This window comes from Pseudomonas sp. FEN, from assembly GCF_904067045.1.
Classification (GTDB): domain Bacteria; phylum Pseudomonadota; class Gammaproteobacteria; order Pseudomonadales; family Pseudomonadaceae; genus Aquipseudomonas.
In genome coordinates this window covers 449916-470973 of sequence record NZ_CAJFDC010000036.1, presented here as the reverse complement: position 1 = coordinate 470973, position 21058 = coordinate 449916, and the positions used below count along the sequence as shown (strand labels likewise).

Genomic DNA, 21058 nt, shown 5'->3' with positions numbered 1-21058 from the left:
CTTCCGGAAGACGGTATTGGCCATCTTACGGCCTATCCGGTCGCGGATAAATCGCTGTGATCCGCAGCCACTACGCTAAAGCGCAGGCGTTGCCTGTTGACTTTTTGGAGCATAAGCTCTAAACATTCGTTTAAAAATAAAATCACATCCCTGGAGCGCACCATGTCTGCCGAAATCGCCTATCTGCAGGAGTCGCAGCGGCAACTGGACCTGCTCCAGCACCTGTTTCAAGCACAACGCCAGGCCTACGCCGCGCACCCCATGCCCCCCGCCGAGCAACGCCGACAATGGCTCGATAGCCTGCGTCAGGTACTCAGCGACGAACGACAAGCCCTGATCGACGCCATCAGCCAGGACTTCGGCAACCGCAGCGCCGATGAAACCCTGCTCGGCGAACTCATGCCCAGCCTGCACGGTATCCACCATGCCCGCCAACACCTCAAACGCTGGATGAAACCGTCACGCCGTCGCGTCGGCCTGGCCTTCCAGCCGGCCTCGGCCAAAGTCGTCTACCAGCCGCTGGGCGTAATCGGCGTGATCGTGCCTTGGAACTATCCGCTGTTCCTCAGCATCGGTCCGCTGGTGGGCGCGTTGGCGGCGGGCAACCGGGTGATGCTCAAGCTCAGTGAATCAACCCCGGCCACCGGCCTTTTGCTCAAGGAACTGTTGGGCCGGGTGTTTCCCGAGGATCAGGTGTGCGTGGTGCTCGGCGAAGCCGAGGTCGGCATGGCGTTTTCCAAGCTGCCGTTCGACCATCTGCTGTTCACCGGCGCCACCAGCATCGGCCGGCACGTGATGCGCGCGGCGGCGGAAAACCTGACCCCGGTGACCCTCGAACTGGGCGGAAAATCCCCGGCCATCGTCTCCCAGGACGTGCCCCTCAAGGATGCCGCCGAGCGCATCGCCTTCGGCAAGACCCTCAACGCCGGCCAGACCTGCGTGGCGCCGGACTACGTGCTGGTGCCAGAAGATCGGGTCGGGGCCTTCGTCGAAGCCTACCGCCAGGCGGTGCGCGGTTTTTATCCGACATTGATCGACAACCCGGACTACACCAGCATCATCAACGAGCGCCAACTGGCCCGGCTCAACGGCTACCTGAGCGACGCCACCAGCAAGGGCGCGCTGCTGATCCCGCTGTTCGACCAGGGCCAGGCACGACGCATGGGCCACAGCCTGCTGCTGAACGTCAACGATGAGATGACACTGATGCAGGATGAGATCTTCGGGCCGTTGCTGCCCATCGTGCCTTACCAGGGCCTGGATGAAGCCTTTGCCTATATCAACCGCCGGCCTCGTCCATTGGCGCTCTACTACTTCGGCTACAACAAGGCCGAACAGCAACGCGTGCTGCAGGAAACCCATTCCGGCGGTGTCTGCCTGAACGACACCCTGCTCCACGTGCCCCAGGAAGACCTGCCCTTCGGCGGCATCGGTCCCTCGGGCATGGGCCATTACCACGGCCATGAAGGCTTCCTGACCTTCAGCAAGGCCAAGGGTGTGTTGACCAAGCAGCGCTTCAACGCGGCGCGGCTGATCTATCCGCCTTACGGGAAATCGATCCAGAAGCTGATCCAGAAACTGTTCGTCCGTTGATGTTCCACTGTCCAGGTGAATAACAATAATGCCAAGCCTGTCTGAATCCCCCGTCCTGAGCCGCCGCGGCGTGCTGAAAATCGGCCTGTGTGCCGCCGCCTTTCTCGGCACGGCCGGGCTAGCCGCCAGCCTCAGCGGCTGCTCGGCCGGCCATCCGGCCAGCGGTTTTGCCGTGTTGCAGGACAATGACCTGCCATTTTTGCGGGCCCTGATCCCGGTAATGCTCGAAGGCGCCGTTGCTTCCGGAAAAATGCCCGTCGCCACCGAGCAGACCCTGGCGAGCCTGGACTACAGCCTCAATCACCTGTCGCCGGAAATGCTCAAGCTGACCCGGCAACTGTTCGACGTGCTGGGCATGAGCATGACCCGTGGGCCGCTGACCGGCATCTGGGGCGGCTGGGAAAATGCCACCGACGCGCAGATCCGGGCCTTTCTCGAACGCTGGGAAAACAGCTACCTGAGCCTGCTGCGCATGGGCCATGCGTCCCTGCTGCAACTGGTGACGATGGCCTGGTACAACCGCGCCGAAGCCTGGGCGCACTGCGGTTATCCCGGACCGCCGAAAGTCTAGTTCCTGTAGAGGTCCAGCTCTTGTGGGAGCGGAGCTTGCCCGCGAAATAGGCGCCACGGTTCTCCAGAGACACCGCGTCATCGTTCTTCGCAGCGGTACGGCGTCCCGACAAACTCCGCTCCCACACAAGTCAGACGAACCTGAAAAAACAACAATATAGAGGCTACACATGCCCGTACCCGATCTGTTTCGCGAAGGCCTGGCCCGAGGCTGGAAAACCTACGACGGCTCCCGCCTGGACCAGGACCTGACGCTGGAGGCCGATGTCGCCATCATCGGCAGCGGCGCGGGCGGCGGCACCACCGCCGAAATCCTCAGCGCCGCCGGGTACAAGGTCCTGCTGATCGAGGAGGGCCCGCTGAAAACCAGCAGCGACTTCAAGATGCTCGAAGACCAGGCCTATACCAGCCTCTACCAGGAAGGCATCGGCCGCATGAGCAAGGACGGCGCCATCACCATCCTCCAGGGCCGCGCCGTCGGCGGCACCACGCTGATCAACTGGACCTCCAGCTTCCGCACCCCGGAACCGACCCTCGAGCACTGGGCCAGGGAGCACAACGTCAAAGGTCACAGCAGCGCCGAAATGGCCCCCTGGTTCGAGAAAATGGAACAACGCCTGGGTGTCGCCCCCTGGGTCATGCCGCCCAACGCCAACAACGACGTGATTCGCAACGGCTGCGAAGCGCTTGGCTACAGCTGGAAAGTCATTCCGCGTAACGTGCGCGGCTGCTGGAACCTGGGCTACTGCGGCATGGGTTGCCCGACCAACGCCAAGCAGTCGATGCTGGTCACCACCATTCCGGCGACCCTGGAGAAAGGCGGCGAGCTACTCTATCTGGCCCGGGCCGAGCGCTTGCAGATCGAAGGCGACCAGGTCACCGGGCTGCTCTGCAGGGCGATGGACGACCGCTGCGTGGTCCCGAATGGCCGGACCATCAAGGTCAAGGCCCGGCATTACGTACTGGCGGGCGGCGGCATCAACAGCCCGGGACTGCTGTTGCGCTCCAAGGCCCCGGACCCCAGCGGCCAACTGGGCAAGCGAACCTTCCTGCATTTGGTGAACTTCTCCGCCGGGCAATTTTCCGAGGTGATCAATCCGTTTTACGGCGCTCCACAGTCGATTTATTCCGACCATTTCCAGTGGAATGCCGGCGTCACCGGGGCTATGTCCTACAAACTCGAAGTCCCGCCCCTGCAACCGGCGCTGGCCAGCACCTTGCTGGGCGGCTTCGGCACGCAAAACGCCTTGCGCATGGAGCAACTGCCCCACACCCACATGATGCTGGCGCTGATGCGCGACGGCTTCCACCCGGACAGCCCCGGTGGCAGCGTGGAACTGCGCGGCGACGGTACTCCGGTGCTCGACTACCCGGTTTCCGCTTATGCCTGGGACGGCCTGCGGCGGGCGTTCCACAGCATGGCCGAGATCCAGTTCGCGGCGGGCGCCAAGTCAGTGCTGCCAGTGCACGCGGATGCCGACTACGTGAATAGCCTGGCCAAGGCCCGGGAGCTGATCGACGGCCTGAGCCTGGAGTTGTACCGCACACGCCTGGGCAGCGCCCACGTCATGGGCGGTTGCGCCATGGGCGAAGAGCCGAAAAGCGCGGTCACCGACAGCCTGGGACGCCACCATCAACTGCGCAACCTGTCGATCCACGACGGCTCGCTGTTCCCCACCAGCATCGGCGCCAACCCACAGCTTTCGGTCTACGGCCTGACGGCGCAGTTGGCGACCGCTCTCGCGCAACGCTTGAAAAACGCGTGAAAAAGAGGACTATTCGCCACATCTATAGTGCCTTCTTCCCAGTATCCCGACTTGGCCGACCGGGAAGGCTGCGCTACCATCCGACTCCCGCAAACGGACACCCGCCAGGACGACGCGATGAACCGAGTGTTGTACCCAGGTACCTTCGACCCGATTACCAAGGGCCATGGCGATCTGGTCGAGCGCGCCGCGCGCCTGTTCGACCACGTGATCATCGCCGTGGCCGCCAGCCCGAAGAAAAACCCGCTGTTCCCGCTGGAGCAACGTGTGGAACTGGCCCGCGAGGTCACCAAGCACCTGCCCAACGTGGAAGTGGTGGGGTTTTCCACCCTGCTGGCGCATTTCGCCAAGGAACAGAACGCCAACGTGTTCCTGCGCGGTCTACGCGCCGTATCGGACTTCGAATATGAGTTCCAGCTGGCGAACATGAATCGCCAACTGGCCCCGGACGTCGAGAGCCTGTTTCTCACGCCATCGGAGCGTTATTCATTCATTTCGTCGACTTTGGTCCGTGAAATCGCGGCCCTGGGCGGTGATATCACCAAGTTCGTCCACCCGGCCGTGGCCGACGCGCTGACCCTGCGCTTCAAGAAATAGCGCCCCGCGCAGGCACGCTCGAAGGCGGCTATTACGGCCGCCCCGTCGCGTGCGCGTGCACTGTGCGCGTCAATGCGGCACAATTGGCGCATTAGTTTTCATGTCGCCCGGACCTGTCGTCCGGGCCGGAGTGCCCATGTCCCTGATCATCACCGACGATTGCATCAACTGCGACGTCTGCGAACCCGAGTGCCCGAACGCCGCCATTTCCCAAGGCGAAGAGATCTACGTGATCGACCCGAACCTGTGCACCCAGTGCGTCGGCCATTACGACGAACCGCAATGCCAGCAGGTCTGCCCGGTGGACTGCATCCCACTGGATGAAGCCCACCCGGAAACCGAAGCCGAGTTGATGGTCAAATACCGGAAGATCACCGGTAAGGCTTGAGCGTTGTAGCGAATCCAAGGCCCTTTTCGCGGGCAAGCTCCGCTCCCACAGGTGTTGTGCCGTGCACAATATCCGGGCTGGACTCAAATATTGTGGGAGCGGAGCTTGTCGGGACGCCGGACCGCCGCGAAAGGGCCGTCACTGACACCGCGCCAGCTTACTGGTCGCCGTTGAAACCTTCGGCCGTGCAGCCCAGGCAACGGGCAAAGGCCGCCTTCCCGGGGGCGAGCACCAGCGACTTGCCCGCCTTGCCCATGCCATCGACACCACCGAATGCGGTAAACGGCAACGACACCACGAACACCGCCGTACCGACCAGGGTCGCGCCCACCAGCAAGGGACGGGCGATGATCATATCGGCGATCATCGCGTAGGCCGGCGGATTCTGGATCCTGTAGGTCGGGTCGCCGCTGCCGCCATCGTCCGCCAGAGCCGGCAATGCTTGCAGACCAAAACTCAGGGCCACAACCAGGGCCAGGGTGCGAAACGGGTTCATGGCACTATCCTTCAGCAAAGCAATGGATGGCAAAGTCTTAACTATAACAGCGTCCGCACGCTTGTCAGGTCAGCTCTGGCAGCGCGGGCAGTACACGCTGGCCCGCTGCCCCAGGCGAATTTCGCGCAAGCCGCTGCCACAGACCTTGCAGTGTTCGCCACCACGCCCGTAGACGAACAGTTCCTGCTGGAAGTAGCCGGGCTGGCCGTCGCCGCCGATAAAGTCGCGCAAGGTCGTACCGCCACGCTCAATGGCCGCCGCGAGGATGCGCTTGATTTCGATCGCCAGCGCGAGATAACGCCCGCGCGAGATACCCCCGGCCTCGCGGCGTGGATCAATGCCGGCGGCGAACAGCGCCTCGGTCGCGTAGATATTGCCGACCCCCACCACCACCGCGTTATCCATGATGAACGGCTTAACCGCCATGGAGCGCTTGCGCGACAGCTGGAACAACCGTTCACCGTCGAACAGTTCGGTCAATGGCTCCGGCCCCAGGCGCGCGAGCAACTCGTGATTGAGCGGGTCCAGGCTCCAGAGCATCGCCCCGAACCGCCGTGGATCGGTGTAGCGCAGGGCCAACCCGGACTCCAGTTCGATATCCACATGCTCATGCTTGGCCGCCGGCAAACCAGCCTCCACCAACCGTAGATTGCCCGACATGCCCAGATGGCTGATCAGCGTCCCGACCTCGGCGTTGATCAACAGGTACTTGGCCCGTCGCTCCACCAGCACGATGCGTTGCCCGGACAGGCGCACATCGAGATCTTCCGGGATCGGCCAGCGTAGCCGCCGGTCGCGCACGATCACCCGGCTGACCCGCTGGCCTTCCAGATGGGGCGCGATACCGCGCCGGGTGGTTTCGACTTCAGGTAATTCAGGCATGGCGACCCCAGGTCAGGCGATAACGGGCTCGATGACAGCGTCAGGACGCTTAGTGAGCACCGAGTTCGCGAATGTTCTCTCTGAGGTTTTCGAAGTCATAGTCGGACAGTCCGACATAATCGAGCACCAGCGGGCCGACGGCATTCCATTCGTGGTCTTCGGTCTGGTTGCCCAGTACCCGATGGGAGGCGCAGATGTGTTCGGCCATTTTCAGGATCGCCAGCAGGTTCTTCAACTGGCTGTTGCGGGTCGACTCGTCGCTGAAGATTGCCAGGGCGTTGTGGTGATTGGCAATGGCGTTGGTCACGTGCTCCGGCAGGCGCCAGGATTTGGCCGTGTAGTAGCCGACCACCGCATGGTTGGTGTTCAGCTCTTCGTTTTCCGTGTCCACCACCCGCTTCTCCGGGCCGGCATTGGCATAAGCCCGCTCCAGCACTGGCATATAGTCGGGGAAACGCTTGATCATCAGCGGAATGCCACAATCGTGGAACAGTCCCAGGGCATAGGACTCATCGACTGCTTGTGCGCCGGTACGCTTGGCCAGGGTCAGGCTGGTCATGGCCACGTCCTGGGCGGTGTCCCAGAAGCGATTGAGGGTCACGATGGTCTCGTCGGCCATCTCGCCCTTGATCGACTGCGCGTTGATCAGGTTGATGATCGAACGGCTGCCCAGCAGATTCACCGCGCGCTGGATCGACGCGATCTTGTTCGACAGGCCGTAATAGGGCGAGTTGACGATTTTCAGCAACGCGCCGGAGAGGCCGGGGTCCTGGCTGATCAGCCGGGCAATCACTTCCAGGTCCGGGTCGGGCATGTACTGCTCCATCTGCAAATCCACCATGATTTGCGGCTGAGGCGGCACGCTGATGCCTTGCAGGGCCTGCTGGATCTGTTCGGCTGAAAGTTCTTGGGACATGGGTACACACTCCGGGCGAGTGAGGGATTCTAGCGGAATTTTTTTACCCCATGTGCCGAGTGTACAATCGCTTACACGAAACATGACGACACGATCCCCCTGAACTCCCGCTATAATTCCGCTCTTTTTTCCCCGGAGCGACGTCATGTCCCTGCCTAGCCTACGCCTCAAAGCCAACGCCGACCGACGCCTGCGCGCCGGTCACCTGTGGGTCTACAGCAACGAAATCGACGTGGCGGCCACCCCGCTCCATGGCTTCAAGGCCGGCGACCAGGCCGTACTGGAAGCCGCCGGGGGCAAGCCGCTGGGCATCGTCGCCATGAGCCCGAACAACCTGATCTGCGCCCGCCTGCTGTCGCGCGACATCAAGTTGCCGCTGGACAAGTCGCTGCTGGTGCACCGCCTCAACGTCGCGCTGTCACTGCGCGAGCGGTTGTTCGACAAGCCGTTCTATCGCCTGGTCTACGGTGATTCCGACCTGCTGCCGGGGCTGGTGGTGGATCGATTCGGCGATATCCTGGTGGTCCAGCTCGCCTCGGCGGCCATGGAACAGCACAAGGATGAAGTGATCGCGGCGCTGGTCCAGGTCCTGAAACCGAGCGGCATCCTGTTCAAGAACGACTCCGCGGCCCGCGATGCCGAAGGTCTGGAGCGTTACGTGGAAACCGTGTTCGGCCTGGTGCCGGAGTGGGTGGCACTGGAAGAGAACGGCGTGAAATTCGAAGCGCCAGTGATGGAAGGTCAGAAAACCGGCTGGTTCTACGACCACCGCATGAACCGTGCGCGCCTGGCGCCGTATGCCAAGGGCAAGCGGGTGCTCGACCTGTTCAGCTATATCGGCGGCTGGGGCGTGCAGGCGGCAGCGTTCGGCGCCAGCGAAGTGTTCTGCGTCGATGCCTCGGCCTTTGCCCTGGACGGTGTCGAACGCAACGCGGCGTTGAACGGCTTTGCCGAGAAGATGACCTACATCGAAGGCGACGTGTTCGAAGCCCTGAAGGAACTGAAGGCCTCCGAAGAGCGTTTCGACGTGATCGTCGCCGACCCGCCCGCCTTCATCAAGCGCAAGAAAGACCTGAAGAACGGCGAAGGCGCCTACCGCCGCCTGAACGAGCAGGCCATGCGCCTGCTGAGCAAGGACGGCATCCTGGTCAGCGCCTCGTGCTCGATGCATTTGCCGGAAGATGACCTGCAGAACATCCTGCTGACCAGCGCCCGTCACCTGGACCGCAATATCCAACTGCTGGAACGCGGCGGCCAGGGCCCGGACCATCCGGTACACCCGGCGATCCCGGAGACGCGCTATATCAAGAGCATTACTTGTCGCTTGCTACCTAACAGCTGATTTTACCGTAGCGCGGAGCAGCCCCGCTCCGCGCCACAGGACTCGTTAAATATCCGACTTATCCTCTTTCATTACAAAAGCGTCCAGTTCAATCACCCCCCCAAATAACATATAGACGCAGACTTGCACCAACAACAAACACATACAAAGCCTCCTACACCCCAAAGACACCTCTTACAAAATTCCTAGAAATTTCCCACTTAGCTTTCCCTTGCCAACAACCACAACCAAACTACTATTGAGAACAGTCATTTCAAAAATGACTAACCCCGGAAGCACCAACTATCCAACTCAAAAGCAGAATGGAGTAATAACCATGAAAACAATCAATCTTGAATGTAAAAAAATCGCCAACCTTAACTGCCTGGTGTCGAAACAGGTCACATCACCCAAACGTTCCAATTGGTCGCCACTGCACTCAGACTAAAAACCTGGTTGACTGGCGCTATGACTGATGAACAAATCGAGGATTTGCTAGGACTGGAAAATAATCCTGAACAAGTCTTATTTTTTGTAGGATGTGGAAAGGGCGATGCAGAAGCCCAGTGCGAAGCACTCCGCGCGCTGATCAAAGAACGGAGTGTTCAAGAATGACGCCATCGGCCTCCGACGTATTGGGCAACTCTCCCTGCTTTACCTTGGGAGACTGGAATAATAAAGCCAGTGTAAGAAATAAAAAAGATAATTGCCTTCTCCCTCCCAAGCAGGAACTGGAGTTTGAGCTGGAAAGCAAATACTGGTTCCCTCCAACTTTTATGCCTTACCTACAACACCCGCTGATCACAGGCACAGATAAAAAAGTCAAACAGAAACTCACAGCCAATCACTTGATTCATTTTCTCGACTATACAACCGTACTAGAACACAAAATCGTCAATCGTTCGGTAGAAACCATCATCCATGGAGAATTGTCAGGCGACATACCCGAAGAAATGAAGTCCGCCGCCTTACAGCTCTACACTGACGAGGGTTATCATGCACTTTTTTCTTATGAAATGGCCAAACAGGTGGCAGAATATTACGATATTCCTCACCGACATCTTAAGCCACTACGAATCACCCTGCTATTTGATTTTATCGACAGAACTGATGCAGAGTACAAACCACTGGCATGGTTCTTGATTGGCTTTGTGTCGGAGACAATTATTGCCAAAGAGCTACTCAACATCACCTGCCACACGATAATCTCTAGCGTATACCAAGTTCTACGACAGCATCTGGAAGATGAAGCTAGACACAGTCGATTTTTTGCAGACGGTTTTTACTATTTTTGGCGCAGCCTCGAGATTGACCGGCAACTACTTGCAGCAAAACTACTAAAAGACATCGTTCTTATTTTTTCAGAAGTCGATCACCCGTGGTTGAGGGAGAGTCTGTGCAGCACAGGTTTCTCTGCTTTCCAGGCCGACACCATCATTCGACCACTCCTGAATAAATCTGCGGCGGCTCAGCGTATGAGAATCAGCGCTGCTCCCACTTTCATAGCCATGAAAAGGGCCGGTGTTTTCGACAATAAACGTAACAAGCTTCATTTCAAGGAGGCGGGCCTGATCGATGACTGAGCTAAATACAGCCATAAAGAAAAACAAAAAAATCTCGGCGATTGCACTCTTGCTATCCATGGTACTGCTAGGGGTATTTCCAATTGATGTACTGCTCCCGTCCTTTCCTTCGCTATCCTCTCATTTCAATCGTTCCCCTGCCGACATTGCCCTGTCCATCAGTCTGTTCGCCATCGGCATATCTATATCTCAACTGTTCATTGGTCCGTTATCAGATAGAATAGGTCGAAAAGGGCTCCTTCTTACCGGCATGGCGACATCCATGCTGGGGGCGCTGGGGTGTACGCTAGTTGACGAATATAGTCTGTTTCTACTATTTCGTCTGATCCAGGCACTCGGATGCGGTTGCTTTGTACTATCACAGGCTCTCGTCCAAGATCTATTCGAAGGCAAAGAGCGAGATCGACTACGCATTCTCATCGTTACTGCCAGCGGTGTTTTCATATCACTGTCGCCCTTGGCCGGTGCCGCATTGCAGAAGTGGCTGGATTGGTCGGGCAGTTTCTATATATTCGCCATAGTCGCGGCGCTGGTATTCATCAAAGCCTACCTGCTCCTAGAGGACACAACAGTAGAAAAACGCCCCTCTCGTTCAATCTTCCAGGCCTATCAGCACATCTGCACAGATATGAAATTCCTTGGCTATTGGCTGATCGCTGCGCTGGTTTTCACCTGCCATTTTTCGTTTATCGTTATTTCACCATTGATATTCATGGAGCGCCTGCACCTCTCCGAGTACGAGTTCTCACTAACGTTGGTGCTCTACGGCGCGGCCTATATCATAGGCGGCGCCGTCGCGGGGTTTCTCAGTACCAGAATAACTTCCAACACTCAAATAACAGTGGGTCTATGCTTTATTTTTTGCGCTGGAATGATGCTATTTTACCTGTCAAATCGCCTCGGTCTGTCGACGACGACGGTATTGATACCGATGGTCGTTTGCACTGCGGGTACAACTATCACTCGTCCAGCTGCAACCTCAAAAGCCATGGAGAGTTTCCCGGATCAAGCTGGCGCAAGTGCCTCTGCAGGTAACACATTGATTTTCCTTTGCGGCGGACTGATCAGTGCGTTAGTCAATCTCAGCCCAATGGCACTCGAAGCGACACTCGCCTTGTCCTTTCTGCTACTGAGCACGACCGGACTTGGCCTGAACACACTAATCCAGCGACGTAACCAGCGACCGATTTTCGAGTGACACGATCCCAGTCGTCATCCTTCGCACTCCATAATCCCAGCCTCAGCAACTGCGCCCATTTCCAGCTACTGGAACGCGGCGGCCAGGGCCCGGACCATCCGGTACACCCGGCGATCCCGGAAACGCGCTATATCAATTACTTGCCGGTTGTTGCCTAACAGCTAAGGCCCCGCCTTTAGCCGGCCCCAGCTCGCGCCTACAGGGAGTGTGCCTGCCTGGAAAACCGCCAGTCGTCACGCCACACACTTCGTCAACCCCGACACAACACTTGCCGCCATTCCTTCCGCCCACGACCCGTGTAGAATCAGCCTATTCATCGCCAGTCATCCCCCGGCGGGTTTATGAGCTCAGGCCCAGGCGCGCGGTGATCCCGCGAGGCCAACGGCAGCTTTCGGGCACCCGGCTATTTTCGGTGTGCGCCAGAGGCCCATGGAAGCTCACTTCCCTTTATGTACCTGATTAGCCGCCCGGAGTGCTCCATGCCTGATTACCGCTCGAAAACATCCACCCACGGCCGCAACATGGCCGGCGCCCGCGCCCTCTGGCGGGCCACGGGGATGAAAGACGCCGACTTCAAGAAACCGATCATCGCCGTCGCCAATTCCTTCACCCAGTTCGTGCCCGGCCATGTCCACCTCAAGGACATGGGCCAACTGGTCGCCCGCGAAATCGAACGCGCCGGCGGCGTGGCCAAGGAATTCAACACCATCGCCGTGGATGACGGCATCGCCATGGGCCACGATGGCATGCTCTATTCGTTGCCGAGCCGCGAGATCATCGCCGACTCCGTCGAGTACATGGTCAACGCCCACTGCGCCGATGCCATCGTCTGCATCTCCAACTGCGACAAGATCACCCCCGGCATGCTGATGGCCGCCCTGCGCCTGAACATCCCGGTGATCTTCGTCTCCGGCGGCCCGATGGAAGCCGGCAAGACCAAACTGGCCGCCCACGGCCTCGACCTGGTGGACGCCATGGTCATCGCCGCCGACTCCAGCGCCTCCGACGAGAAGGTCGCCGAGTACGAGCGCAGCGCCTGCCCGACCTGCGGTTCGTGCTCCGGCATGTTCACCGCCAACTCGATGAACTGCCTCACCGAAGCCTTGGGCCTGGCCCTGCCGGGCAACGGTTCGACCCTGGCGACCCACGCGGACCGCGAGCAGTTGTTCCTCCAGGCCGGTCGCACCATCGTCGAGCTGTGCCAACGTCACTATGGCGACAACGATGACTCGGTGCTGCCGCGCAATATCGCCAATATCAAGGCGTTCGAGAACGCCATGACCCTGGACATCGCCATGGGCGGTTCCACCAACACCATCCTGCACCTGCTGGCCGCCGCCCAGGAAGCCGAGATCGATTTCGACCTGCGCGATATCGACCGCCTGTCCCGTCATGTGCCACAGCTGTGCAAGGTTGCGCCGAACATCCAGAAGTACCACATGGAAGACGTGCACCGCGCCGGCGGGATCTTCAGCATCCTTGGCGAGCTGGCCCGTGGCGGCCTGCTGCACACCGACCTGCCGACCGTGCACAGCAAGACCCTGGCCGAGGGTATCGCCAAGTGGGATATCACCCAGACCACTGACGAAACGGTACACACCTTCTTCAAGGCCGGCCCCGCCGGGATCCCGACCCAGACCGCGTTCAGCCAGTCGACCCGCTGGGACACCCTCGACGACGACCGTGAAAACGGCTGCATCCGCAGTGTCGAGCACGCCTATTCGAAAGAAGGCGGCCTGGCCGTGCTGTACGGCAACATCGCCCTGGACGGCTGCGTGGTGAAAACCGCTGGCGTCGACGAGTCGATCCACGTGTTCGAAGGTAACGCGAAAATCTTCGAAAGCCAGGACAGCGCCGTGCGCGGCATCCTCGCCGACGAAGTGCAGGCCGGCGACATCGTGATCATCCGCTACGAAGGTCCGAAAGGCGGCCCAGGCATGCAGGAAATGCTCTACCCGACCTCCTACCTGAAATCCAAGGGCCTGGGCAAAGCCTGCGCCCTGCTGACCGACGGGCGTTTCTCCGGCGGGACCTCGGGTCTGTCCATCGGCCATGCTTCTCCGGAAGCGGCCGCCGGTGGCGCTATCGGACTGGTCCGGGACGGCGACAAGGTGCTGATCGACATTCCGAATCGCTCGATCAACCTGTTGGTCAGCGACGAAGAGCTGGCGACTCGCCGCGCCGAGCAGGACAAGAAAGGCTGGAAGCCGGTGGAAGTGCGTCCACGCAAAGTGACCACCGCCTTGAAGGCTTACGCGTTGCTCGCCACCAGTGCCGACAAGGGCGCGGTACGCGACAAGGCAATGCTGGACAAGCTGGTGCCTTAAAAGTCATGCCCACCCAAGAGCCCGGTCTGAGTACCGGGCTCTTATAAACCAGCTATGTATTTAGAGCCCCACTCCAACTGAACAGATCGGTTTATTAAATAAAGCCTGGTCGCCCCTAATAACGTTCTGACTGTTGAAAACTAGCCCTACAGAAAATCGACCAGACACTAAAGCCTTCTCCATCCCTCCAGCTTCTGCTCATCAGGAGCACCCGTTACAAAATCATATTGTTCGACAAATACCTTCCCCGTCATGTATTCCACGACCGCACGAGGTGGAATGCCACCCTCTTTTGCCCATTCTCTCTGGCCTGGATAGGGCCGGATAATATTAGCCTTATCGAAAAACTCATTGACATCCCAAAACTTACCCGTCGCACTGGCAATCTCGGTATTAATTCTATAAAGATTCGTATTGAGGACTTGCTGGGCAAACACGGGATCAAGCTTTTTGAGCATCCCATATCCCCCCGTCGAAACAAACTGACTGTCAAATTTCGCCAAGCGTCCGGCATTGGTGCCGTTCAAATGAATATTTCGCACATGTTCAACGAGCGTAAGGCATCCCTGTTGAGACCACGGTTTAAAGCCGATGGCACGAATGAGCCGTGGGTCTCTGGAGTCCCAGCGATAAGTGAAAGCCGGCAACTTCTTTCCATTAATCATTCGCCCTAATATTCGCTTCTCTCGCAAAATAGCGTTTGTTATGTTCATTCTTTCCCTCCACTTCCTTTGCTTTCCAAAACACAGGCATCCGTGCTAAAAACTCACCGAAAAGCACTCAATACATTTTGCACTGTTCAAGAATCAATCATGCACACCCGCGCCTGCAAAAAAAATAATACACAACCTGCAGGCGACACTTAAGGACTTTCCAGGTGCGACACATGAAAAATTACTACCATACATTTATAAGAATAATCTGATCGCCAACCGGCAAAACATCAAGTCATCAGCGCCGCCCCTGAAAACTGATCATTGCCGCGAAGGGAGAAAAAATGAAACGAATCATGACCTCTTCGAGGTCAGCGCGAGCCCACTCACTCCTACGGTATCTCGGTCAGGTACAAACAATAAGTACGACACCCATACGCCAGGAACAAGCGTGCTCGCGCTGCATTCAATCCGGTCTTACTGAATGTCCTCCGGTTTGACGATCACCCAGTTCTTGTCCGCCGTCACCGCCAGGCCTTCTTTCGCCTGCGCCTCGGCATTGCTTTTCATCATGCCGTTGAGTTGGGTCATGTACTTGTCCTTGCGGTTGACCCACAGGTGTACGCCACCCTTGGCCACATCGACACTGTGGAACAGCATGTAGCCATCGCTGCTCGGAGTATCGCCGCCCACCAACACCGGTTTCTTCCACTGGTCGATATAGGTCAGGATGGCGGCCTGCTTGCCGGCCATCCAGGTCGCCGGGGTCCACAGGTAGGGGGTCAGCTCCAGGTCGAGGTTGGCCTTCTCGTCATACTTGCCGGCGCTGATCTGCTTACGCGCGGTGGTCAGCTCGCCGGTCTTGCGATCCTTGAGCAAGGTGCTCACGCCGATCACATTCTGTGGCTTGACGTTATAACCGTACTTGGGATCCGCCGCGACCATGCGCACCAGCTCCTCCGACGCCGCAGTCATCACGTAGACCTCGATGCCGTTCTCCATCAGCTTGTTGTACAGCTCGGCCTGACCGGTGAAGACCTTCGGCGGCGGGACGTCGATGTGTTTCACCACATCGCCGTCGTAATAGGTGCTCGGCACCGGCTTGCCCGACGCCATCATCTCGTCGACATACCCCTTGAGTTGTTTAAGGGTAAAACCGGAGAACACCTGTGCCACCCATGGGTAGCAAACCATGTCGTCGACTTCGCACAGGCGGTAGTAGTAACTGAACAGGCTTTCCTTGTGCTCGGCGGTGTCCTTGAACGGAATCAGCTTCAGGGACGGATCAAGGGTCTCGCGGGTGATCAGGCCCTTGTTTTCCAGATACGGCAACAGGGACTCTTCCAGGTCATAGCGGTAACTGGTGTTGTCCATGTCGAACACCGCGAAGTTACCCTTGTTGGCATTGGCGGCGATCATCGCATCCAACTGCTTGGCCTGAGCCTCTGGCCAATGCTTCAACTCGGTGGCGAACGCCTGGCCGGCAAGGCCCAGGCACAGAGCGGTAGCGAGGATCGTGGGTGCGAACTTCATCGTTGACTTCTCCCTGAATGAAAGCGATTCACGCTACCAAATGCGTATGACAGTTCTCATCCACGCACGACCCCCGGTGTTCCGATCACGTCACCCGCATGCGCCCGAGCGCCAGCGGCTTATTCCAAAAACGACAGAAGCCATTCCATATTGTTATTAAATTCATATATATCAAGCTGTTAGGCTTGCCGGCTGACAATTGCCGACTAGGGTGATTGGCACCTATCGTTTTTTCGGAGCTTCAATGAATCTGCCGCTGATTCTCAACCTGCTGGTATTCCTTGCCCTGCTGCTGGGCCTGGCCCAAACCCGCCGCACCACCTTCAGCCTGGCGAAAAAAGTCCTGCTCGCCCTGGTCCTGGGGGTGCTCTTCGGGGTCGCCCTGCACGGCATCTACGGTGCCGGCCATCCGGTGCTCAAAGCCTCCATCGGCTGGTTCGATCTGGTGGGCAACGGCTACGTGCAGTTGCTGCAGATGATCGTGATCCCGCTGGTGTTCGCCTCGATCCTCAGCGCCGTGGCCCGGCTGCATAACGCCACGTCCCTGGGCAAGATCAGCTTCCTGACCATCGGCACACTGCTGTTCACCACGGCCATCGCCGCGCTGATCGGTATCGGCCTGACCAACCTGTTCGGCCTGACCGCCGAGGGTCTGGTCGCCGGCACCCAGGAAATGGCGCGCCTGCAAGTGATCCAGAGCGATTACGCGGGCAAGGTCGCCGACCTGAATGTGCCGCAACTGCTGCTCTCGTTCATTCCGCAGAACCCCTTTGCCGACCTGGCGCGGGCCAAGCCGACCTCGATCATCAGCGTGGTGATCTTTGCCGCGTTCATGGGCGTGGCCGCGCTGCAACTGCTCAAGGATGACGCCGAGAAAGGCCAGAAGGTGGTGAGCGCCATCGATACCCTGCAAGCCTGGGTCACGCGCCTGGTGCGCCTGGTGATGAAGCTCACGCCTTACGGCGTACTGGCGCTGATGACCAAGGTGGTCGCCGGCTCCAACCTGCAGGACATCATCAAGCTGGGCAGTTTCGTGGTGGTGTCGTATATCGGCCTGGGCCTGATGTTCGTGGTCCACGGGCTGCTGGTGTCGCTGGCCGGGATCAACCCGATACGGTTCTTCCGCAAGATCTGGCCGGTGCTGACCTTTGCCTTCACCAGCCGCTCCAGCGCGGCGAGCATTCCGTTGAGTATCGAAGCCCAGACCCGGCGCTTGGGGATTCCCCAGTCGATTGCCAGCTTTGCCGCGTCGTTTGGCGCGACCATCGGCCAGAACGGTTGTGCCGGGCTCTATCCGGCGATGCTGGCGGTGATGGTTGCGCCGACGGTGGGGATCAACCCGCTGGATCCGCTGTGGATTGCGACGTTGGTGGCGATTGTGACCTTGAGTTCGGCCGGGGTGGCCGGGGTCGGTGGCGGGGCGACGTTCGCCGCGCTGATCGTACTGCCGGCGATGGGCTTGCCGGTCTCGCTGGTGGCACTGCTGATTTCCGTGGAGCCGTTGATCGACATGGGGCGCACGGCGCTGAACGTCAGCGGTTCGATCACCGCCGGGGCGATCTCCAGCCAGCTCATGCAGCAGACCGACAAGGCGCTGCTGGAGGCTGAAGAGCATGGGGAACTGGCGCAGGCTTGAGCCTGGCCAGGATTTGTGGCGAGCGGGCTTGCCCGCGCTCGGCTGCGCAGCAGTCGCAAAACCTGTGACTGCGTTCTGCCTGACACAATGAGGTCACCGGTTTCAAGGGTGCTTCGCGCCCTAGCGCGGGCAAGCCCGCTCGCCACAAGTATCGTGTTCGGTCTTGACTGACGGGCTTGCCCGCGAAGCTTTTAGCGTTTTTCCCAGACTTCGAAACTGAACGCCGGCTTGCCATCCGCCGCCGGGTGCGGCTCATCCGATACCAGCGTCCACTGGTTCTCATCAATCTGCGGAAACCAGGCATCACCTTCCGGACTCAACGCCACGCGGGTCAGGTACAGCCGATCCGCCTGCGCCAGGCCCTGGGCATACAACTGCGCCCCGCCGATCAGCATCAGCTCGCTCGCACCCTGCTCCAGCGCCCACTGTTCAGCGCGCACCAGCGCCGCCTCCAGCGATGGAAAAACCTCCGCGCCGTCCAGCTGCAAACCGGCCTGGCGACTGACCACCAGGTTCAGCCGGCCCGGCAATGGCCGCCCCAGTGAATCCCAGGTCTTGCGCCCCATGATGATCGGCTTGCCGAGGGTCGTGGCCTTGAAGTATTTGAAATCCGCCGGCAAATGCCAGGGCATGCTGTTGTCGACGCCGATCACGCGGTTTTCACCGAGGGCCGCGATCAGGCTTAAAGGGAGAGTTCTGTTCATGTCGCCGAGGATACCAGAGCCCATGGGCCGACTCGGACATACGCCGACAAAATTAACCCCACCTTGCCGCGGCGGACAGCGGGATGCAGCTACCCGCCACAGCGGTTATGCTTCCAGCTCACTTGACCCCAGGACCCCGCGTGACTGAACCGACTCCCCTGCACCGCCTCTGGTTGACCGAGACGGTGCGCCTGCGCGAAGAGCAGGCAGGTCCACTGGACGACCTCGAAGCCAATCGCCGCGCCCGGGCCGCGGGGGGCGACCTGCCGACCCGGATCCAGCACCGCGCCCTCTGGCTGGCCGAACGCGACGGTCTGTTCAGTGCCTTGCGCCATTGGTTGCAAGGCGCGCGACTGGCGTTGCTGGTCCTGGCGCTGGTGGTGATTGTCAGCGGCGCCGGCATGGCCTTCGCCGCCCTGGGCAACGGCCAGGCAGCGGTCAATGTGTTCTGGGCCCTGGGCAGCCTGCTCGGCCTGAACCTGCTGTTGCTGCTGAGCTGGGCCCTGGGCCTGGCCTTCGCCGGCGAACACGCGGCCAGCTTCGGCCGTCTCTGGCTGTGGCTCAGCGAAAAGCTCGCGCGCGATGCCCAGGCCGCGCAACTGGCACCGGCGCTGCTGCTGATGCTGCAACGCCGACGCCTCAATCGCTGGGCCATCGGCACCGTGGTTCACGGCCTCTGGTTGCTGGCCATGCTCAGTGCCCTGGTCCTGCTGCTGATGTTGATGTCGACCCGGCGCTACGGCTTTGTCTGGGAAACCACCCTGCTGCGCGGCGATACCTTTGTCGCGGCGACCCAGGCCCTCGGCGCCCTGCCCGCGCTGCTGGGCTTCAGCCTGCCCGATGCCGACATGATCCGGGCCAGCGGCAATACCGCGCTGAACCTGGAGGCCGCCCGGCACGCCTGGGCCACCTGGCTGGTGGGGGTGCTGGTGGTCTATGGCGTGTTGCCGCGCCTGCTGCTGGCGGCTTTTTGCCTATGGCGCTGGCGTGTCGGCAGCCGGTCCCTGGCGCTGGACCTCAACCTGCCCGGCTACGCGCAACTGCGCGAACGGCTGATGCCCAGCAGCGAACGCCTGGGGGTCAGCGACGCAGCGCCCGATGCGCTGCCCAACGCCGAGGCTGGGAGCACACCGCCGGAGAGCGAAGGCGCCCTGCTGGTGGCCATCGAGCTGGACAGCCAACGCCCCTGGCCGCCGACCTTGCCGAAAACCGTGAGGGACGCCGGCATCCTCGATAGCCGCGAGTCACGACACAAACTTCTCGAACAATTGACCCGCTTCCCGCCGGCACGTCTGGCAATCGCCTGCGACCCGCGACGCTCGCCGGACCGTGGCAGCCTCGGGCTGATCGCCGAACTGGCCCGCAGCGCCGGCGCAACCCGGGTCTGGCTGCTGCAAGCGCCACCCGGCCAGGCCCTGGATGCCGACCGCCTCGGCGACTGGCACAGCGCCCTGCGACAGCTGGAACTGCCCTTCGCTGACAGCGCCCCGTTGAACTGGCTGGAGAGCGGCCATGACTAAAGCCCTGAAACTGGCCGTGGTCGGCCATACCAATGTCGGCAAGACCTCGCTGCTGCGCACCCTCACCCGGGATATCGGCTTCGGCGAAGTCTCCCACCGCCCCAGTACCACCCGGCACGTGGAAGGCGCACGGTTGTCGGTGGACGGCGAAGCCCTGCTCGAGCTCTACGACACCCCCGGCCTGGAAGACGCCATCGCCCTGCTCGACTACCTCGAACGCCTGGATCGCCCCGGTGAACGTCTCGACGGTCCGGCCCGTGTCGCGCGCTTTCTCGACGGTAGCGAGGCGCGCCAGCGCTTCGAGCAGGAAGCCAAGGTGCTGCGCCAGTTGCTGGCCTCGGACGCCGGGCTCTATGTGATCGATGCCCGCGAGCCGGTGCTGGCCAAATACCGCGATGAACTGAGCGTACTCGCCAGTTGCGGCAAACCGTTGCTGCCGGTGCTCAACTTCGTCAGCAGCGCCGAACAGCGCGAGCCGGAGTGGCGTGAGGCCCTGGCTCGCCTGGGCTTGCATGCGCTGGTGCGGTTCGACAGCGTGGCCCCGCCGGAAGACGGTGAGCGGCGCCTGTATGAAAGCCTGGCCTTGCTACTGGAAGGCGCGCGCGCGCAACTGGAACGCCTGGTCCTCGACCTGGAGGCCCAGCGCCGGGCTCGTCGGCAAAGCGCCAACCGCCTGATCGCCGAACTGCTGATCGACTGCGCGGCCTGTCGGCGCAGCGTGATCAGCGTAGCCGACGCGCAAACCCGCGCCATCGGTGAATTGCGCCAGGCCGTACGCCAGCGGGAGCAACGCTGTGTCGAAGCCTTGCTCAAACTCTATGCCTTCCGCCCCGGCGATGCGGCGGCCAGCGACCTGCCGCTGCTGGACGGTCGCTGGGGCGACGACCTGTTCAACCCGGAGACCCTCAAACAACTGGGGGTAAAGGTCGGCGGCGGAATTGCCGCCGGAGCGGCAGCGGGTGCCGGTATCGACCTGCTGGTGGGTGGCCTGACCCTCGGCGCGGCCGCCCTCGCTGGAGCAATCGCCGGCGGTGCCCTGCAAACCGCCCGCAGCTATGGCAGCCGCCTGCTGGGCAAACTCAAGGGCCAACGGGAACTGACTGTCGACGACAGCGTGCTGCGCCTGCTGGCGCTGCGCCAACGACAACTGCTGCAAGCCCTGGAAGCACGAGGGCATGCGGCGATGGACAGTATCCAGATGGCGATGCCGGTGGATACCAGCTGGCGTGAAGGCAAGTTGCCCGAGGCCCTGCACAAGGCCCGGGCGCATCCGCAGTGGTCGTCGCTCAACACTCACCCCCGATTGAGCCAGCCAGAACGCCAGGAACAGATCGATCTATTACTGGATCGTCTGGCTGAAACCTGACCAGGCGAT

Annotated in this window: 18 protein-coding genes and 2 pseudogenes; 14 read left to right on the top strand and 6 right to left on the bottom strand. The window is 60.4% G+C overall.

Translation table 11 applies throughout. The features are described from left to right. Positions 1–150 precede the first annotated feature (150 nt). From PFEN_RS25750 to PFEN_RS25730, 5 genes are all read left to right on the top strand, one after another. On the top strand, positions 151–1593 hold the full coding sequence (locus PFEN_RS25750; protein ID WP_263596644.1) for a coniferyl aldehyde dehydrogenase: 1443 nt from the start codon (positions 151–153) through the stop codon (positions 1591–1593). A gap of 25 nt (positions 1594–1618) precedes the next feature. Beyond that, positions 1619–2164 carry a twin-arginine translocation pathway signal protein gene (locus PFEN_RS25745; RefSeq protein ID WP_191490258.1) on the top strand — a complete coding sequence of 182 codons (546 nt, stop codon included), beginning with the start codon at positions 1619–1621 and terminating at the stop codon, positions 2162–2164. A 169-nt stretch (positions 2165–2333) separates the two neighbouring features. After that, a complete protein-coding gene (locus PFEN_RS25740) occupies positions 2334–3929 on the top strand; it encodes a GMC family oxidoreductase (RefSeq protein ID WP_191489420.1) in 1596 nt (531 codons plus the stop codon). 117 nt (positions 3930–4046) lie between these two features. Next, the gene (coaD, locus tag PFEN_RS25735; RefSeq protein ID WP_040071510.1) at positions 4047–4526 is read left to right on the top strand and encodes a pantetheine-phosphate adenylyltransferase; all 480 of its coding nucleotides are present in this window, start codon (positions 4047–4049) and stop codon (positions 4524–4526) included. A gap of 136 nt (positions 4527–4662) precedes the next feature. Continuing rightward, positions 4663–4914 (top strand): YfhL family 4Fe-4S dicluster ferredoxin, encoded by a 252-nt coding sequence (locus tag PFEN_RS25730; RefSeq protein WP_191489419.1) that lies wholly within the window; start codon positions 4663–4665, stop codon positions 4912–4914. Positions 4915–5071: 157 nt separating this feature from the next. Here PFEN_RS25730 and PFEN_RS25725 read toward each other — a convergent pair whose 3' ends face one another. The 3 genes from PFEN_RS25725 to PFEN_RS25715 form a co-directional block, all read right to left on the bottom strand. After that, positions 5072–5410 (bottom strand): multidrug transporter, encoded by a 339-nt coding sequence (locus PFEN_RS25725; RefSeq protein ID WP_191489418.1) that lies wholly within the window; start codon positions 5408–5410, stop codon positions 5072–5074. Between the two features lie 69 nt (positions 5411–5479). Continuing rightward, positions 5480–6292: a bifunctional DNA-formamidopyrimidine glycosylase/DNA-(apurinic or apyrimidinic site) lyase gene (gene mutM, locus PFEN_RS25720; RefSeq protein WP_191489417.1), complete on the bottom strand. Its 813-nt coding sequence runs from the start codon at positions 6290–6292 to the stop codon at positions 5480–5482. 49 nt (positions 6293–6341) lie between these two features. Next, complete coding sequence (locus PFEN_RS25715; RefSeq protein ID WP_191490257.1) at positions 6342–7154, bottom strand: HDOD domain-containing protein; 813 nt, start codon at positions 7152–7154, stop codon at positions 6342–6344. A 199-nt stretch (positions 7155–7353) separates the two neighbouring features. On the opposite strand from PFEN_RS25715, the gene PFEN_RS25710 reads away from it, so the two are divergent. The 6 genes and pseudogenes from PFEN_RS25710 to ilvD all read left to right on the top strand — a co-directional run bounded on the left by PFEN_RS25710 (position 7354) and on the right by ilvD (position 13637). Continuing rightward, the gene (locus PFEN_RS25710; RefSeq protein WP_191489416.1) at positions 7354–8550 is read left to right on the top strand and encodes a class I SAM-dependent rRNA methyltransferase; all 1197 of its coding nucleotides are present in this window, start codon (positions 7354–7356) and stop codon (positions 8548–8550) included. Between the two features lie 369 nt (positions 8551–8919). Next, positions 8920–9144: pseudogene (locus PFEN_RS25705) on the top strand (nitroreductase family protein); the annotation flags it as partial. Beyond that, positions 9141–10112: a diiron oxygenase gene (locus tag PFEN_RS25700; RefSeq protein ID WP_191489415.1), complete on the top strand. Its 972-nt coding sequence runs from the start codon at positions 9141–9143 to the stop codon at positions 10110–10112. The pseudogene PFEN_RS25705 and the gene PFEN_RS25700, both read left to right, overlap by 4 nt. Continuing rightward, on the top strand, positions 10105–11310 hold the full coding sequence (locus tag PFEN_RS25695; RefSeq protein ID WP_191489414.1) for a multidrug effflux MFS transporter: 1206 nt from the start codon (positions 10105–10107) through the stop codon (positions 11308–11310). The genes PFEN_RS25700 and PFEN_RS25695 overlap by 8 nt, the downstream gene beginning before the upstream one ends. Positions 11311–11366: 56 nt before the next feature. Next, positions 11367–11475, top strand: a pseudogene (locus tag PFEN_RS25690) (RlmI/RlmK family 23S rRNA methyltransferase); the annotation flags it as partial. A gap of 314 nt (positions 11476–11789) precedes the next feature. After that, complete coding sequence (gene ilvD, locus PFEN_RS25685; RefSeq protein WP_191489413.1) at positions 11790–13637, top strand: dihydroxy-acid dehydratase; 1848 nt, start codon at positions 11790–11792, stop codon at positions 13635–13637. A gap of 167 nt (positions 13638–13804) precedes the next feature. Here the strand turns inward: ilvD and PFEN_RS25680 are convergent, their stop codons facing one another. Next, on the bottom strand, positions 13805–14350 hold the full coding sequence (locus tag PFEN_RS25680) for a hypothetical protein (RefSeq protein ID WP_191489412.1): 546 nt from the start codon (positions 14348–14350) through the stop codon (positions 13805–13807). A 417-nt stretch (positions 14351–14767) separates the two neighbouring features. Then, positions 14768–15823 carry a haloacid dehalogenase-like hydrolase gene (locus PFEN_RS25675; protein ID WP_191489411.1) on the bottom strand — a complete coding sequence of 352 codons (1056 nt, stop codon included), beginning with the start codon at positions 15821–15823 and terminating at the stop codon, positions 14768–14770. A 244-nt stretch (positions 15824–16067) separates the two neighbouring features. Here PFEN_RS25675 and PFEN_RS25670 point away from each other — a divergent pair, with 244 nt between their 5' ends. Next, positions 16068–17459, top strand: a complete 1392-nt coding sequence (locus tag PFEN_RS25670; RefSeq protein WP_191489410.1) for an L-cystine transporter — start codon at positions 16068–16070, stop codon at positions 17457–17459. A 191-nt stretch (positions 17460–17650) separates the two neighbouring features. On the opposite strand, the gene PFEN_RS25665 is transcribed toward PFEN_RS25670, so the two are convergent. Next, positions 17651–18163, bottom strand: coding sequence for a dihydrofolate reductase (locus PFEN_RS25665; RefSeq protein ID WP_191489409.1), 513 nt, complete (start codon positions 18161–18163; stop codon positions 17651–17653). A 140-nt stretch (positions 18164–18303) separates the two neighbouring features. On the opposite strand from PFEN_RS25665, the gene PFEN_RS25660 reads away from it, so the two are divergent. Together PFEN_RS25660 and PFEN_RS25655 are read left to right on the top strand one after the other, a co-directional pair. Beyond that, positions 18304–19683, top strand: coding sequence for a DUF2868 domain-containing protein (locus PFEN_RS25660; protein WP_191489408.1), 1380 nt, complete (start codon positions 18304–18306; stop codon positions 19681–19683). Further along, on the top strand, positions 19676–21049 hold the full coding sequence (locus tag PFEN_RS25655) for a DUF3482 domain-containing protein (protein WP_191489407.1): 1374 nt from the start codon (positions 19676–19678) through the stop codon (positions 21047–21049). The genes PFEN_RS25660 and PFEN_RS25655 overlap by 8 nt, the downstream gene beginning before the upstream one ends. The last annotated feature ends 9 nt before the right edge of the window (positions 21050–21058 follow it).

Bases quoted from the DNA above. Each gene is read 5' to 3' on its own strand.
- PFEN_RS25740 (WP_191489420.1), top strand. From the start codon at position 2,334: ATGCCCGTACCCGATCTGTTTCGCGAAGGCCTGGCCCGAGGCTGGAAA.
- coaD (WP_040071510.1), top strand. From the start codon at position 4,047: ATGAACCGAGTGTTGTACCCAGGTACCTTCGACCCGATTACCAAGGGC.
- PFEN_RS25730 (WP_191489419.1), top strand. From the start codon at position 4,663: ATGTCCCTGATCATCACCGACGATTGCATCAACTGCGACGTCTGCGAA.
- PFEN_RS25725 (WP_191489418.1), bottom strand. From the start codon at position 5,410: ATGAACCCGTTTCGCACCCTGGCCCTGGTTGTGGCCCTGAGTTTTGGT.
- mutM (WP_191489417.1), bottom strand. From the start codon at position 6,292: ATGCCTGAATTACCTGAAGTCGAAACCACCCGGCGCGGTATCGCGCCC.
- PFEN_RS25710 (WP_191489416.1), top strand. From the start codon at position 7,354: ATGTCCCTGCCTAGCCTACGCCTCAAAGCCAACGCCGACCGACGCCTG.
- PFEN_RS25700 (WP_191489415.1), top strand. From the start codon at position 9,141: ATGACGCCATCGGCCTCCGACGTATTGGGCAACTCTCCCTGCTTTACC.
- PFEN_RS25695 (WP_191489414.1), top strand. From the start codon at position 10,105: ATGACTGAGCTAAATACAGCCATAAAGAAAAACAAAAAAATCTCGGCG.
- ilvD (WP_191489413.1), top strand. From the start codon at position 11,790: ATGCCTGATTACCGCTCGAAAACATCCACCCACGGCCGCAACATGGCC.
- PFEN_RS25680 (WP_191489412.1), bottom strand. From the start codon at position 14,350: ATGAACATAACAAACGCTATTTTGCGAGAGAAGCGAATATTAGGGCGA.
- PFEN_RS25675 (WP_191489411.1), bottom strand. From the start codon at position 15,823: ATGAAGTTCGCACCCACGATCCTCGCTACCGCTCTGTGCCTGGGCCTT.
- PFEN_RS25670 (WP_191489410.1), top strand. From the start codon at position 16,068: ATGAATCTGCCGCTGATTCTCAACCTGCTGGTATTCCTTGCCCTGCTG.
- PFEN_RS25665 (WP_191489409.1), bottom strand. From the start codon at position 18,163: ATGAACAGAACTCTCCCTTTAAGCCTGATCGCGGCCCTCGGTGAAAAC.
- PFEN_RS25655 (WP_191489407.1), top strand. From the start codon at position 19,676: ATGACTAAAGCCCTGAAACTGGCCGTGGTCGGCCATACCAATGTCGGC.